At 33.5% G+C, this 16,257-nt stretch carries 9 protein-coding genes, 1 tRNA gene and 1 pseudogene; 8 read left to right on the forward strand and 3 right to left on the reverse strand.

Going from position 1 to position 16,257, the window contains the following annotated elements; all coding sequences use genetic code 11:
• Positions 1 to 551 precede the first annotated feature (551 nt).
• Positions 552 to 1,376 carry an oxygen-dependent coproporphyrinogen oxidase gene (gene hemF, locus GOY12_RS01695; protein ID WP_175818347.1) on the reverse strand — a complete coding sequence of 275 codons (825 nt, stop codon included), beginning with the start codon at positions 1,374 to 1,376 and terminating at the stop codon, positions 552 to 554.
• 107 nt (positions 1,377 to 1,483) lie between these two features.
• Here hemF and GOY12_RS01700 point away from each other — a divergent pair, with 107 nt between their 5' ends.
• Positions 1,484 to 3,964 carry a response regulator gene (locus tag GOY12_RS01700; protein ID WP_175818348.1) on the forward strand — a complete coding sequence of 827 codons (2,481 nt, stop codon included), beginning with the start codon at positions 1,484 to 1,486 and terminating at the stop codon, positions 3,962 to 3,964.
• Positions 3,965 to 5,557: 1,593 nt separating this feature from the next.
• Here GOY12_RS01700 and GOY12_RS03695 read toward each other — a convergent pair.
• Positions 5,558 to 5,827 (reverse strand): annotated as a pseudogene (locus GOY12_RS03695) (TrbC/VirB2 family protein); the annotation flags it as partial.
• A gap of 129 nt (positions 5,828 to 5,956) precedes the next feature.
• Between GOY12_RS03695 and GOY12_RS01710 the strand changes: the two are divergent.
• The 3 genes from GOY12_RS01710 to GOY12_RS01720 all read left to right on the forward strand — a co-directional run bounded on the left by GOY12_RS01710 (position 5,957) and on the right by GOY12_RS01720 (position 9,428).
• Positions 5,957 to 6,031 (forward strand) — tRNA-Arg (locus tag GOY12_RS01710).
• Between the two features lie 93 nt (positions 6,032 to 6,124).
• Positions 6,125 to 7,234, forward strand: a complete 1,110-nt coding sequence (dnaJ, locus tag GOY12_RS01715; protein ID WP_175818350.1) for a molecular chaperone DnaJ — start codon at positions 6,125 to 6,127, stop codon at positions 7,232 to 7,234.
• A gap of 1,195 nt (positions 7,235 to 8,429) precedes the next feature.
• The gene (locus GOY12_RS01720; RefSeq protein WP_175818351.1) at positions 8,430 to 9,428 is read left to right on the forward strand and encodes a pyruvate dehydrogenase complex E1 component subunit beta; all 999 of its coding nucleotides are present in this window, start codon (positions 8,430 to 8,432) and stop codon (positions 9,426 to 9,428) included.
• On the opposite strand, the gene mgtE is transcribed toward GOY12_RS01720, so the two are convergent.
• Positions 9,425 to 10,795, reverse strand: a complete 1,371-nt coding sequence (mgtE, locus tag GOY12_RS01725; protein WP_175818352.1) for a magnesium transporter — start codon at positions 10,793 to 10,795, stop codon at positions 9,425 to 9,427. The two genes, GOY12_RS01720 and mgtE, sit on opposite strands and share 4 nt — an antisense overlap.
• Positions 10,796 to 10,949: 154 nt before the next feature.
• Here mgtE and prfB point away from each other — a divergent pair.
• From prfB to tatC, 4 genes are all read left to right on the forward strand, one after another.
• A protein-coding gene (gene prfB / locus GOY12_RS01730; protein WP_246214410.1) for a peptide chain release factor 2 occupies positions 10,950 to 12,054 on the forward strand; the annotation gives its coding sequence in 2 pieces (ribosomal slippage) (positions 10,950 to 11,024 and positions 11,026 to 12,054; 1,104 coding nt in all).
• Between the two features lie 325 nt (positions 12,055 to 12,379).
• The gene (gene typA, locus GOY12_RS01735; RefSeq protein WP_175818353.1) at positions 12,380 to 14,212 is read left to right on the forward strand and encodes a translational GTPase TypA; all 1,833 of its coding nucleotides are present in this window, start codon (positions 12,380 to 12,382) and stop codon (positions 14,210 to 14,212) included.
• Positions 14,213 to 14,497: 285 nt separating this feature from the next.
• Positions 14,498 to 15,484, forward strand: a complete 987-nt coding sequence (gap, locus tag GOY12_RS01740) for a type I glyceraldehyde-3-phosphate dehydrogenase (protein WP_175818354.1) — start codon at positions 14,498 to 14,500, stop codon at positions 15,482 to 15,484.
• Positions 15,481 to 16,245 (forward strand): twin-arginine translocase subunit TatC, encoded by a 765-nt coding sequence (tatC, locus tag GOY12_RS01745; protein ID WP_175818355.1) that lies wholly within the window; start codon positions 15,481 to 15,483, stop codon positions 16,243 to 16,245. Before gap ends, tatC begins: the two co-directional genes overlap by 4 nt.
• Positions 16,246 to 16,257 lie beyond the last annotated feature (12 nt).

Genomic DNA, 16,257 nt, shown 5'->3' on the forward strand with positions numbered 1-16,257 from the left:
TAGATTTGATAGAAATTGTAATTTAATGTTCAGAAATTAGAATAGATTTCAGTACAAGTAATAAATATTCTTCTGATTATATCTACAAGGGAAATGCATTTGTTAATGTTGAAGGCTGGTAGTAAAAAAGATTGCCGAGACCTTTAGTAAGGAAGAAAATAAAGCCTTTATCAAAAGTGAGAATATGTTTCCACCTCAATAAGGTAAATTAAAACTGATAAGTTAGATAGTAATACAATAATGTTTATATTATTCTTTAGGTAAAGATTATTTTAAATTATGACTACTAAAATCTCATAAGTCAACATTTTTTTTACAATTAAGCTTGTTACTTAAAGTATCAAGATACCATTATATAAATACACTTTATTTGAAGTTTTTTATTGCTAAGCATGCCAGCAAAAAAGCTATGAACACCACACAAGGTAAGGGCTATAAGTTTAAATGAGAATTGAAAATTTCTGTAGCATCATTTTCCTCCAATATACATTGGAATTATATAGTCTATTGTTGAAAATTGCTGTAACGTTCGCGTATTTAGTCCATAGCTCCTATAACCACTTAGCTAGAGGTGGCATTGACATCATAATTGCGTCTGGATCACCATCAGTCATCAAACCAAACCTTGTACCACGATCATAAAGTAGGTTAAATTCCACATACCTACCACGTTTTATTAATTGGGTCTCTCGCTGTTCTTTTGTCCAAGGTTTTTGCATATGTTGATGTATAATATGCAAATAAATTTTCAAAAAGGTTTTGCCTATTGCTTTTATAAACTTGAAATCACTTTCCCAGCTACCAGAGTTAAGATTGTCGTAAAAAATTCCACCAATACCGCGAGGTTCTTTTCTATGCTGTAAGAAAAAGTAGTTATCACATTGCTCTTTAAATTTTGGATAATATACAGTATCAAATTCATCACATGTCTCCTTAATTGATTTATGGATATACTGATAGTCTTCTTTGTCTTTATATGTCGGGGTAAAATCTATCCCTCCACCAAACCATTGTTTTGATGTATATATTAGTCTCGTATTCATATGTGCCGCAGGGACAAGGGGAGATTGCATGTGAGATACTAAAGATATACCGCTTGCCCAAAACTTTCCATTGCTCTCATTTGCACCAGGAATTTCATTTATAATTTGATCTGCGAACTTTCCATATACCTTTGAAACGTTTACTCCTACCTTCTCAAAAACACTACCGTAAATAATTGTGGATTCACCACCTCCACCACCTGGGCGATCCCATTTTCTTTTTTCAACTTTCGGATTTGTAGACAACTGTTCTTCAATCAACAAGAAAGATTTCACAATTTTATCTCTTAGCACACAAAACCATTCAAAAGCTTGTATTTTCTGTTCTCTCATAATGTTTTGCCAATAGTGCCAAAAATTACTGATAGTAATTATATATCAAAGATGTTAATAAGTCTATAGTAATTAAATAGGTATAATGAAGCATTGTTATATGTAAAATGAGTAAAAGGTATATAGATAGCAAGAAAGAAAATAGGGTTGATTTTATACTAAGAAATCATGGAATGTCAATTGTTTTTATTGCAATCATTATGACTTTACCTTCAGTAATGATATCAGCACTCTACTTTTTTGATGTATACGATTGGCATGTTAATATAGAGATTAATATGTTAGTTAGTATCCTCATGACTCTCTTTATGATATACAACGCAAAACGTTATAGATACTTGCTTGGTATTACAGAATTTCAAAATGCAATATTTGCAAGTGCACTCAATCATAATACAGAGTTCTGTCTCATTTTACACAAAGATGAGGGTGTTGTTTATGCTGATGCGAGGTTCTACGAAAGGTTTAAGGAACACATAGATAATGATGTTACACTAGACAAGCTTCTTAAAGCAGGAAATGTTTCAGAGAAAGATACAAAAGCGTTATATGATGCGCTAAAAAATAACTCTTCCGTACAAGTACGCATTACCTTAGACAAGAAAAATAAAACATCTAATTTTCTTTTGCTTTTTGATCCGATATCAGATAACCCCCAAATTGCTCTAGATAATAATAAGATCTTAAACTTGTCATTAGCACCAATAGCAAGACCACATGGATATTTTGTGCTAAAAGCAACACAGATGAATAAAGAACAAGTGTATGAAGAATTAATAGAAAAGCACAACATAGGGACTTACATTGCAAATGCTAAAGGGGTGATTTTATCTGTGAATAGAAGGTTCTTAGATATGTTTGAGTTGAGAAAATTTGAAAAAGGCAGTTTAATCAATGATTTTATATTTCAATCTAATCATGGTAATACGACAACTGACAATGAAATTTCTTTTTGTACCGTAAACGGTGTTCCATTTAAGGCTTATATGAGCACTGCTATGTTTTGTGATAAACATAGTCATAACTATATATATGGCTTAATTACACCAGTTGAGTCAAATGTAGTTGACTATCAACTACATCCGTGTTTTGCAAATTCATCAATTGCTATTGCACAGTGCGATTCAAGTGGCAACTTCATAAAGAAAAACACAGCGTTAATAAAACTTGCAGGTTCAGATACTAACTCAATCTTTACATTAATATTAGACGACTACCATATGAAAATACGTGAATATTTTTCAAGTAACAGAATAAATAATGCGTCCTTTGACGTGCAGCTTAGTAACAAAGATAATATGAAAATATACTTTAATAAGTTTCTCCATGGTAGGATTATGTTTATACTTTGCTATTTTGTTGACAACACTGAACATAAAAACCTAGAAATAAAGCTTGAGCATTATCAAAAAATGCAGGCTATAGGTCAGTTAGCTGGCGGTATTGCACACGATTTTAACAATATATTGACTGGAATAATAGGATTTTGTGATTTACTTTTACTTCAACACTCAGTTGGTGATCCATCTTTTGGAGATATAATACAAATACAGCAAAATGCAAAGCGTGGGTCAAATCTAGTTAAGCAGTTGCTTGCCTTTTCAAGGAGGCAAACTATGCAACCGAAGATTATTGATGTAAATAGTACAATAGCCAGCCTTTACGAAATGATAAAAAGATTGATAGGTGAAAACATAAAATTCACTGCCTATTATGGTAGGGACTTAGGTATGGTTAGGGCTGATCAAGGACAATTGGAGCAAGTTATTATTAACTTAGTAGTTAATGCTAATGCTGCAATGGAGAAAGGGGGAGAACTGACTATACGGACTTTTAATAAAAAAATTAATTCGCTGAATTCTACACCTAAAAATATGTTTTCTCCAGATAAAGAGGGAATTGAACATGGAAATTATGTTGTAATCGAAGTAATTGATACAGGATGTGGAATGACGAGTAATATAATTCAAAAGGTATTTGATCCATTCTTTTCTACTAAAGATATTGCTTCTGGTACTGGTCTTGGCCTTTCTACTGTATATGGTATTATTAAGCAAACTGAAGGATATATCTACGTTGCTAGTAAGGTGGATTATGGAACAAAATTTAGCATATTTTTACCTATGGTTTATATATCAGATGAAGATGATATAGAGAAAGATATTGAAGAAATAGAAAAACCAGTAGTAAATGAAGTTAAAAACAATGGTACGATTTTATTAATTGAAGATGAGGATTCAGTAAGGGAATTTACTACTAAGACGTTACAAAGGAGAGGATTTGATGTAATAGAAGCTAGCATGGGCAGTCAGGCACTGAAAATAATAAGTAAAAAAAGTCAACACATAGATCTAATAATCACTGATGTGATAATGCCAGAAGTTAGTGGTCCGGAGATAGTTAAAGAAGCCTTAATTCACAGGCCAGATATAAATGTCATTTTTATTTCCGGGTATGCAGAAGATGCATTTTTAAAGAATGATAATATTAATATAGAAGATTTCCACTTTTTACCAAAACCATTCACTCTAAGTGAATTAGGAAATAAAGTTCAAAATGTACTACGCAAAGTAGAAAAAACAGTTTGATTCTGGATGTCAAAGTTCATTTTTTCTTCTCTACTACGACAAAAAAACAAGCCTTAGGTATTAGCATTCCTAATTTACCAATAAAGTACTTTTCCTACAGCAGCAGGGTTGTCGGTAATTAATACTAACTGTAATTTTTGTCAACAGCCACCCTTTTAATTTACTATTATACAATAACCTTGATCACGTTCTTTACTTTACCGTACAAAATAACCATATTATATATAGTTGGAAATTTCTGCGTTAGAGGATTTTTAATGCTAATACCTAAGGCTTGTTTTTTGTCGTAGTAGAGAAGAAAAAATGCACACGGAATGTGTCATGGAGAGCAAAAATAAATTGATAGAATCAGCACATTTTTAATATGAATGGAATTCCAAATTTATCGCTAATTCTGGTTAGTGATCAGTTTATAGCTATAGAAATTGAACTGTTACATGTTATAACTTAAATAGGGGAAATTTATGTGAAAATGTATTAGACAAAATACGTAGTAATTTGAATGTATAATCATCAATTTTATCTTCCACTGTTTGGTTTGTATTGCTATACTAATGTCTCGCAGCTGCAGCTCTGTTATTTTTCCTTTTTCAGGGGTAAGAGATAATCTAAACTTTTTTGCAATAGAGAGATATATATTTGCAATACACAACAAGTACAGCAAAATTAAATGAATAAATTAGGAATGACATTCATTAATATTTAAATAATAAGGTATATAAAATCATTATTACATGTAATATTAGACTAGTACAAGCACCTTTTCATAAGGAAATACGCTATTATATACGATCTTAAATGTTCTGTGTGCAAACTTATATCAGTTTAATAAAAGAGATCTTAATAGGTAATAGTTGTAGTGACAGAGAAGAAAGAGTATTTGTTTATTTCATTACTGCACCCAAGCAAATTTTAGCAAAGAAGGACTTTAGTGAAGAATCGTTAAAAACTATGACAGCTTGCAAAGATTCAGGTTACAATAATTAATAATGGGTATAAGATAATAGTTGTTGGTATTGTGGATGAGCAGGTTAAGGTTACGATCTTGATAGTATAAGTTATTATGAAAGATTTAAACAATGAGAAATGCTTAGAAGTATCAATCATTAAAAACGTATAGAGTGAGATATTAATCCAATAAAGGAAGGTAAAGCAATATAGAAAAACTGGTAGATGAGTTCTTTTATGCATATAAGAAACTAGTCTCAACTTTAAATAAAAGCCGGAGTTATATAACCAATATTCCTCAGATATTGTTGCTTTCTGGCAGGGTAAAAATAGTCAATGAAAAAAAACTCAGAAAGTGTTGTAGAGTAAATAGTTTCTCTCAGGGCTTAGTGTTAGAACTGAAAATCAAAATGGTCTTAACATTGAAGTAGTGGTTAGAAATGCACTAAAATCAAGATATGGCAACAATAGAAGATGACATATCTTCCTTGACTTAGTTTATAAAGGTAAAAGTTCATTATAATGATTCCAAGGATAAAATTAATGATACGGTATGGTAACTTATCAAGTGAGTTGGATTTAATATTAGAGGCTTTGAATAAAAAGTTATAAACATTAAAGTTGTTAGATTTACCGTTAAAAGCATTATTTCTCTACTCTGCGTTTCAAAAAATCCCTAATGCATTCTCCTACTGTGTTACGTCTTTTGCCTGCAGTACATTTTGCAATGCATGTATCATTGACCATTTCTTGGCCGCTAGAACAACTTATGCAAGCATCTACTGTACTCGGTGCTATCACGCTCACTATTTTTGGTGCGCCAAAAAATAAAGCAGTAAATGCACCGAGCGCAAAAAAAGCTGGCCATGGCATTCTACCAAATATTGCAAGTAATGCTGTGCCTATTATAACTATTAGCCAATTATGTTTTTAGGTATGTTTTATTGTTCTATATATTAATTTAGCTTCGTGCTCTGTTTTTTATTCTTAGCCAAATTGGTTGAATCGAACTGTAAAACCTGCTAAAGTTCTATCTTATAGAAGGCACCCTTAGCTCAGTTGGATTAGAGCATTTGACTACGGATCAAAAGGTCGAGCGTTCGAGTCGTTCAGGGTGCACTCTATTTTTAGAGTGCGTAGAAAGCACAGGCCATACTTGAAATTGATGCATGAAATACTTACCTTTAGAGGTTAAATACTGAACTATTGTATATGAACACAAAAGACTATTATGAGCTACTGGAAGTAGGCAGGAATGCTAGTATTGATGAAATAAAAAAAGCATATAAAAGATTAGCGTTGAAGTACCATCCAGATAGAAATCCTGGTAACAAAGAAGCAGAGGAAAAATTTAAGGAGATAACGGCTGCGTATGAGGTTCTGTCTGACCCTGAGAAAAAGGCGGGTTATGATAGATATGGTCATGAAGGCACTTCTAGTAGGTTTGACTTTAGCCAGGCTGCAGGAGATTTTAGTGATATATTCAACGATTTTTTTAGCGGTGGGTTCGGGGAATCAGGAAGGTCGAAAGCGAAAAGAAGTACACCGGGAGTTCCTGGGTCGGACTTGCGTTATGATCTTGAAATTACCTTGGAAGATGCATTTAATGGAATACAGGCGCCTATACATTATGTTACAAATGTAAAATGTGACATGTGTCGAGGTACAGGCAGTGAAGGTGCAATCAAGCCAGTCCAATGTCACATGTGCCGAGGAAGTGGTAGGGTTAGGGCACAGCAGAGTTTTTTTACAATTGAAAGGACTTGTACGACATGTTACGGAGAAGGTGAGATAGTACAGAATAAGTGCAAAAAATGTAGTGGGAATGGACGTAGAAGGGATGAAGTAAATATATCAATTTCAATTCCGAAAGGCATAGAAGAAGGTGCTAAAGTAAGGGTAAGCGGTAAAGGAGAGGCTGGAGCAAGAGGTGGAAAAAGTGGAGATTTATATGTATATGTTAAAATTGCTCCGCACAAAATTTTTACTCGGAATAAAGCAGATTTGCATTGTAAAGTACCTATAAGGATGACATTAGCAGTGCTTGGTGGTGAAATCGATGTGCAGTCAATTGATGGAGCTAAAATAAAAGTGAAAGTTCCTGAAGGCACTCAAACTGGTACTAGACTGCGCTGTAGAGAGAAGGGTATGCCGTATATAAACTCAAATATACGTGGTGATTTATATGTACAGGTGATAATTGAGACTTTAAATCCAAAGATCTTAACTAAAAAGCAAATTGAGTTACTAAAAGCACTTGAAGAGGAGGAAAATATACAACAGCAATCTGAAGGGTTTTTTAGTAAAGTAAAAAAAAAGTAAAAAGTTTACTAAATGATGTTAAAAGTAGCCTTTAGATTTTTTTTACTGTTCTCTATTACTATAACACTTAGTGTATACTATGCGAATATTTTTATGTAAGCTTACTTAATTTTCATTAACTTTGTTAAAAGCTTTATTTAATCTATCTAGGAGATAGGCTAATTTTTTATACTTGTAGGTAACAATAGAGTATAGGTACAGCTTTCTAATTTTAAAGTTAGCCTCTTGTGAAGCTGCAGAACAGTTAATAAGCTAAGAGAAAAAAGTTATAAAAGAAGTTAAAATAAATTAAAGGAAAGAAGCGATAAGAACGGAATAAGCTCCGTATATAATGATATACAACGCATTTCAATCTAACAGTTTTCATAAAAACCATAAGTTTAAGCTGTGAGTGTTAGATGCTACATATTATCAGGCGATCTGCTAACTTTGCAGGGCGATATAGAAATGATGTAGTTATTACTAAGTGGTGATAGAATTCTTACCCGGAAAGACGTGGTTCTGTGCATAAGTGACAACAGTGGTTTAGAATTAAGGCAACCTAAAACTACACTAAACACCTCTTCCCGTTTTGAAATCAACCCCAAGCTGATAAATCATAGCCTAAAGTGTACTATAACTTCAAAAAGAAGAGATCAGAAAATTTAAAACTCAATTGGAGAAATTATATGCTCAGCTTAAGGATAAAGAATCAATCACTAAAGTAAACAATGCAAGATCTAGAAAATAAAAACACACCACTTAATAGTGAACCAGGCAAGGACATGTATGGATTCTTTTTACATTATGCTATACATAATAACCATTTAGATGAAGTAATAAAGTATCTACTAAAAACGAATCTTTAAAGTACAAGACAAAAATAGAAAGACTCTTTAGATTTTGCTGTTAACAAACTAAATTAAATAGAATAGTAGGTGGGATCTTTATAAGAGAAAATAGAGAGTAAAATAGGTTAAATAAGAATAAATTGGAAGAAATAAAAACTAAAATGAAAGCTTTGAAAAAGGCAGATCTCTCTAAAGAAATTAAAGATGGAAGAGAAAGCAATGGTATGAGGAATAAATTTGCTGTAAATGCACGACTCGTAAGCAAAAATAGCACGAACCATTGCTTTATGAAAACATATTACTTTACTAGGCCCTAGTAATCTTGATATAGTAGTCACTTTAGTTAAGTCTGCGGAAGTTTATAAATGGCAATTTTAAGTGTTAGGGAAGCTTTATGTATAGCAATCAGAGAAGAAATGCAAAATGATCACAATGTATTTATCATGGGTGAAGAGGTTGCAGAGTATGATGGTGCTTATAAAGTGACAAAGGGATTACTGAAGGAGTTTGGAGAAAGTAGAGTAGTTGATACTCCTATTACTGAACATGGATTTGCTGGTCTTGCTGTTGGAGCAGCACTTGCTGGACTTAGGCCAATCGTTGAGTTTATGACTTTTAATTTTTCTATGCAAGCCATCGATCAAATCGTAAACTCTGCAGCAAAAACAAACTACATGTCAGGTGGACAACTTGGATGCTCTATAGTGTTTCGTGGACCAAATGGCGCTGCAGCAAGAGTTGCCGCACAACATTCTCAATGCTTTGCATCTTGGTATTCGCATATACCAGGGTTAAAAGTGATAGCACCTTACTTTGCCTCTGATTGTAGAGGTCTGCTCAAAGCAGCAGTTCGTGATCTAGACCCAGTAATATTTTTAGAAAACGAGATTGCTTATGGGCATGAGCATGAAGTTTCTGATTCTGAACTATTAAATAAAGATTATCTACTTGAGATAGGTAAAGCTGCTGTTATACGCAAAGGAAAGGATGTAACTATCACCGCTTTCTCACTGAAGTTAGTAGATGCTTTAAGTGCAGCTAATTTGCTTTCGAGTGAAGGCATAGAAGCTGAAGTTATCGACCTTAGAACTTTGAGGCCACTTGATACTGAAACTGTTATTAATTCTATCAAAAAAACTAATAAGTTAGTAAGCATAGAGGAAGGTTGGCCATTTGCAGGAATAGGGGCAGAGCTATCAGCCATCATTATGGAACAGGGGTTTGATTATCTTGATGCTCCAGTTATAAGGGTAACTGGTAAGGATGTACCCTTACCTTATGCTATAAACCTAGAAAAGAAAGCGTTGCCACAAATGGAAGATATAGTTAAAGCTGTGCATCAAGTTTGCTTTAGAAAAACTTAACTACTCATCAGAAAGATCGTAGCTAAACTGAGAAATATAAAAGCTGAAAGAATATCAGTTGTTGCTGATGTTAGGATTGAGGAAGAAACAGCAGGGTCAGATTTTAAGCGATGGAGCATTATGGGAATGAAAGTTCCAATAAACGTTGCAATGATCGACATCATAATCATGGAAGCTACAAAGATAACCTCCACTTTGAAAGTGTGGAACCTTATTGTTAATACCACAAGTGAAATAATAGATAGAATTATTCCATTTATCAAACCTATCAAAAACTCTTTTATCAGTATTCTATTTGTATTTTGCTCAGTTAAATGTTTTGTTGCAATTGCCCTGATGGTCAGCGTTACTGTTTGAGACCCTGCGTTTCCACTCATTGATGCAATTATTGGCATTATTATTGGGAGTACTACAAAGCTCTCTATTACACTATCGAAAAAACCAACTACTATAGAATATATTGTTGCTGCTAAGAGATTGAATAATAGCCAAGGTAACCTTTGGATTATAGTTTTATGTATAGGAGTATTTATATCGGCTTTAGAAGATACACCGCTTATTTTAAGTACGTCTTCTTCTGTCTCTTGTTGAACAACTTTTATTACATCTTCGATTAAGATCACACCTATAATCTTACCTCGCTTATTTACTACTGGAGCTGACAGTAGAGAGTAATCTTTAAATATTCTTGCTACTTCCTCTTGATCTACTCCAGTTTTGATGATCTTTATATCTTGGCTCATTATTTCTTTTATTGTTGTTTCTCCTGAGTGAGATATCACCTTACTTAGATTAACACTACCTATAGGTTCTAGTTTTGAATTAATGATGAAGATTTGATGAAACTTTTCTGGTATTTTTTTATAATTGCGTAAAAATTCTGTTAACTCGTTTATCGTCCAATAGTACGGAGCTATAACCATATTTTTATGTATTAACCTTCCTGCACTCTCTTCTGGATATGATAATAACTCCTCTACTGGCTTTCGAGTTGTACTGGGCAAGTAGTTAAGTATGTTTCTTATAGACTTTCTGTCTAAATCTTTTACTATAGTTACTATATCTTCTGCGTTGAGAAGCATTAATAACTTTGCGGTATTTTTTACTCCTAGTGTTTCTATAATTTCTACTTGTAAATCTGGCACTACATGCACTAGAGCATCACTTAGCAAGTGTTGATCTAAAATACTAACTAATTTTTCCCTGTGATCGCTAATCGAAGTGGATAAAAAATATGCTAATTGAATGCTGTCTATCGTTTTTACAATCTTACGGGCATTTTCCAACTCTTCGTTATCAAGTGATTTAATTAGGTCATCAATAGCTTTTTTATCTAAGCCATAATGGAAATTTACTTCAATATTCATATTTTCACCTTACTGCTTAATAAATACACGTACTTGATTCATTTAAATATTAGAGTATAATAAGATTGTTTTAAATTAACTATTATATGGTTAAATTTCTATTTTGTGTACTATTATTGCTACTAATAGTGAATATATTAAAACCTAAAGCATAATGAAAACTCATTTAGAAATCCTTGAACATTTTCAGAGCTTAGCTGAAAATATTTCAATTATCAGGAGGTGTCTTTGATATAGAAAAATTGAAATCACGCCTTGTAGATTTAGAATCTCAAGCTGCAGGTGATAATCTATGGCAAGATAACCAAAAGGCACAAAAGATTTTAAAAGAGCGTTCTAAGATTAAAAATGATGTGGAGTTATTTTTAAAGCTAGAAAGTGATTACAAGAGTATCGTTGCCTTAATGGAATCTGCTATCGATGAGAATGATGAAGAATTTTTCTCTGAAGCCGAAAACGAATTAACGGAACTGGAAAAACTAATCAAGCGTAAAGAAGCAGAGTCTTTGTTTACTGATGAAACAGATAACAACAACTGTTTTTTGGAGATTCATTCGGGAGCTGGGGGAACAGAGAGCAACGATTGGGTTGAAATGCTTGTACATATGTATATAAGGTGGGCTAAGATTTATCATGATTTTAAAGTTGAAGTTATAGAAAAATCAGAAGGAGAATCAGTTGGAATAAAATCTGCAACGATAAAAATCATTGGAGAAAAAGCTTATGGATGGGCAAAAAATGAAAGTGGTATTCACAGACTGGTTCGAATATCTCCATTTGATGCAAATAGTAAACGTCATACTAGTTTTGCAAGTGTAGGAGTTACTCCAGTAATAGAAGATTCAATTGATATTGACGTAAATGAAAAAGATTTGAGGATTGACACTTACCGTGCTTCTGGTGCTGGAGGTCAGCATGTAAATAAAACTGAAAGTGCAGTGCGTATAACGCATATTCCAACAGGTGTTATCGTTCAGTGCCAAAATAGTCGATCCCAGCATCAGAATAAAAATGAGGCATTAAAACTGCTTAAAGGACGTTTATACCAAATTGAACTGAAAAAAAAAGAACAAAAAACAGCTCAAGAGTATGGCAAGAAATGCAATATGGGTTGGGGTAATCAAATCAGGTCATACGTTATGCATCCGTATCAAATGGTGAAAGATTTAAGGACTGGATATGAAGTTGGTAATATAAATTCTGTTTTTGATGGTAATATAGATTGCTTCATAGTTAGAATGCTCACTAATAAAAATTAGGCAGAGTTGACTTTTACTATGATATGTTTATAGAAAAAGCACTATTGGTGCTGGATAAAAACTCTCTCACTATTTTTGAAGATAGGTTAACTTTCATTTGCTTGCCCATGTTTATAATCGTGCTAATTACTACTAAATATAGTATTGTTGTGTAAATTTTTTACTTACATATTTTTATTGCTTTTTATAATCACTATAGAATTGAATTTCTTGATATGGTATCTGTTACCTAAATAGCTGACACCTCTTTCTACATAGCTTTAGCTATTTACTCCAGATATATTACCTGTATACTTATTACTAAATTAAACTTAAGATAATCAAAATGGGCGAATTTAAATCAATCCGTAATATTGCAATAATTGCACACGTCGACCATGGCAAAACTACTTTGCTTGATAATATGTTAAAACAAAGTGGTACGTTTCGCGGAAATCAAGAAGTACGAGAGCGGGTTATGGATAGTAGTGATCAAGAGCGTGAACGCGGAATTACAATACTTGCAAAATGTACATCGATAACATGGGGCAATGAAAAGATCAACATTATTGATACACCAGGACATGCAGACTTCGGCGGGGAAGTAGAAAGGGTGCTATGCATGGCAGATGGTGTACTACTGCTGGTTGATGCTGTAGAAGGTCCAATGCCGCAAACTAAGTTTGTATTATCAAAAGCGCTAAAAGCAGATTTAAAGCCGATTGTAATAATTAACAAGGTTGATCGACCAGACAGCAAAATTGATGAAGTATTAAACGAGATATATGAGCTATTTTTTAGTCTTGATGCAACTAATGAGCAGCTAGATTTCCCATTACTGTATGCTTCTGGTAGGAATGGTTGGTGCGTTAAGAAACTTTCTGATGAAAGAAAAGATTTAAGCCCACTATTTTCGACAGTTATAGATTGCATAAAACCTCTTGTTTATGATCAAAGTGCACCTTTTGCTATGCTAGTTACTTTACTTGAATCTGATAGGTTTCTCGGCAGAATCCTGACAGGAAAGGTTTGCCAAGGAATTATAAAAATTAACTCTGACCTTAAGGTATTCAACCTCGATGGTAAAGTGGTCGAACGAGGAAGATTGATTAAGTTACTATCATTTTCTGGCTTAAAACGTATTCCAGTAGAACAAGCTGTAGCAGGTGATATAATTTCAATTGCAGGGCTTAAAAAAGCTTCAGTCTCAGACACCATAGCATCACCGGAAGCTACAACTGTGATAAGCTCAACTCCAGTTGATCCGCCAATAATGGCAATTACTATAAGCGTTAATGACTCACCCTTCGCTGGGCAAGAGGGAACAAAACTTACTTCGACTGTTATAAAGGACCGTTTATATGCAGAAGCAGAAACAAATGTTGCAATTACTGTAACTACAACACCAAGTGGTGAGGCATTTGAAGTTGGTGGACGGGGTGAGCTGCAGCTTGGAGTGTTAATCGAAGATATGAGGAGAGAAGGTTTTGAGCTTTCTATTTCACGCCCTAGAGTCTTTTTTAAAGAAGAAGATGGTAAAAAGCTTGAACCTATAGAGGAAGTAGTGATTGATGTTGATGATGAGTATAGCGGAATTATTGTGGAAAAACTTAGCTTTCGCAAAGGTGAAGTGACTGATATTAGATCTTCTGGTAATAGTAGAACGAGGTTAACGTTTTTAGTGCCATCGAGAGGATTAATCGGATATCAAGGGGAATTTTTGACTGATTCCAGAGGTACTGGTATAATGAACCGTGTATTCTATGGTTATGCTCCATATAAAGGTCAAATTTCTGGAAGACGTAATGGGGTATTAATTTCCACTGATCAAGGTGAAGCTGTAGCGTATGCAATTTTTAATTTACAAGATAGAGGGATTATGTTTATTAAGCCACAAGACAGAATGTATTGTGGTATGATCATCGGTCAACATAGTCGTGACAATGATTTGGAAATAAATGTGCTTAAAGGTAAACAGTTAACAAATGTAAGAGCTACAGGTAGTGATGAGGCTGTAAAACTTACTCCACCAAAAATAATGACTTTAGAAGAAATGATAGCGTATATAAATGATGATGAATTAGTAGAAGTAACTCCGAAGTCTATACGTTTACGTAAGAAATTTCTTAACCCTAATGAACGTAAACGTGCAGAAAGGGAAAAAATAAAGAATAGATAGAGGTTTTCCTGTTTTGAATAGATATTTTATTATATTACTTCTATTATTCAATCTTTTATATAACCTGCTCTCAACGGCAATCTTTCATCAAAACTTACTTACGCTTTTTAAATATTTTAAGTATTCTGTAATTCTCATCTATGTTTCCCCTTAGAATTTCTTACTATGAATTAGTCATGTAAAAAATCTATTTTATCCTGAAAGTTGTTTTTTTTTGCAATAACTTGTACAGCAGAATGAAATATTAAACTATATTTTCTATAGTTAAGTTTTTTAGATGAAAAGATGAAAATTTGTGTAGGGATCAATGGCCTTGGTAGAATAGGGAGAAGTGTATTGCGTGCTATTTTCGAAATAGAAAAGTATGGTGAACAAATAGAGGTTGTAGCTATAAATGGATCACTCAGCGCCAAGCAGCATGTACATTTAATTAAATATGACTCTATTCATGGAAAATTTGATGGTAACGTTGATTTTAGCGAGTCTGAAAATTGGATTTCTATAAATGGCAAAAAGTTTTTTTTATATAGAGAACGAAATCCTGAAAATATCCCTTGGAATGTTGATGTAGTACTTGAATGCACCGGTGCGTTTAATAAGCGCATAGAAGCAGTAAAGCATAATGCAGGAAGAGTAATTGTTTCTGCTCCAGTTTCAGATGCTGATGTAACTATAGTATATGGTGTGAACAATAGTATGCTAAAAAGAGAGCATAAGGTGATATCAGCAGGTTCTTGTACTACAAATTGTTTAGCTCCAATTGTGCAGGTTTTGCACTCTAATTTAGGTATAAAAAGTGGTTTTATGACTACTATACACGCCTATACAAACGATCAAAATATTCTTGATGGTAATCATAAAGATTTACAAAGAGCAAGAGCTTGTGGGTTATCTATAGTGCCAACTACAACTGGAGCAGCAAAAACAATTAGTTCTGTCATTCCTGAATTAAAGGGAAAGCTAGATGGTATTGCCATCAGAGTTCCAGTTAGTAATGTCTCTATGATTGATTTTAAATTTATAACTGGTAAGAAAGTAACGGCTGAGGAGATAAATAGGATATTGAAGGATTCAGCAAATTATGTACTTTCCATGTGCGAGGAACCTTTAGTTTCAATAGACTTTGTACATAGCCCCTACAGTGCAATTGTAGACTTAGCTGGTACATATGTCACAGGTGATATATGTAGGGTTGCAGCATGGTATGATAACGAATGGGCCTTCTCACTAAGGATGTTAGATATAGTGTTATTGTGCTATAATGGAGCATGAATAAAAACCCAAACGAATATACTTCATTTTATGAGCACTTTGCAGAGCTTAGGAGAAAGGTTATTTTCTGCTTTCTGTTTTTTCTCGTTGTTTTTGGTTTTTGCTACTATTTTAAAGAGAATATATACTATTTTTTACTCACTCCTTTAATAGAGGCCACAAAAGGAAGTAATAGCTTTTCTCTAATCTATACAGACTTGACAGAGGCATTTTTTGTATATCTCAGAGTTGCTATAATGAGCGCACTTTTGTTTTCTTTTCCTGTATTTGCATGGAAGTTTTATATGTTTTTAGCACCTGGACTATATAAAAGTGAAAGGGCAGTGTTGTTACCATATTTAATTGCAACACCAGTTTTGTTTATAACAGGAGCTGCTGTAGTTTATTATTATATATTTCCTTTAGCTTGGAGGTTTTTTATTGCTTTTGAAAGTAGTGGCAAACCTTTTGGCATACCAATAGAGTTTATGCCGTCAGTCAGTGAATATTTAGACCTTGTTCTCCAATTCATGTTTGCATTTGGCGCTGCATTTCAAATTCCGGTTATACTCACGTTAATGGTTAGAGTCAGGTTACTTACCACACAAAATTTGTCGAGTAGGAGGAGAATTGCAATAGTGGTAATTTTTATTATTGCTGCAGTCCTAACTCCACCTGATGTATTAAGCCAAGTAGGACTTGCAGTACCAATGCTGATTCTATATGAACTATCTATTCTAGTATGCAGATATATTGAAAAGAAGGCAAAAAGTAATACTTGATATTGACATTTA

The sequence above is a fragment of the Wolbachia endosymbiont of Dirofilaria (Dirofilaria) immitis genome, assembly GCF_013365455.1.
GTDB lineage: Bacteria > Pseudomonadota > Alphaproteobacteria > Rickettsiales > Anaplasmataceae > Wolbachia.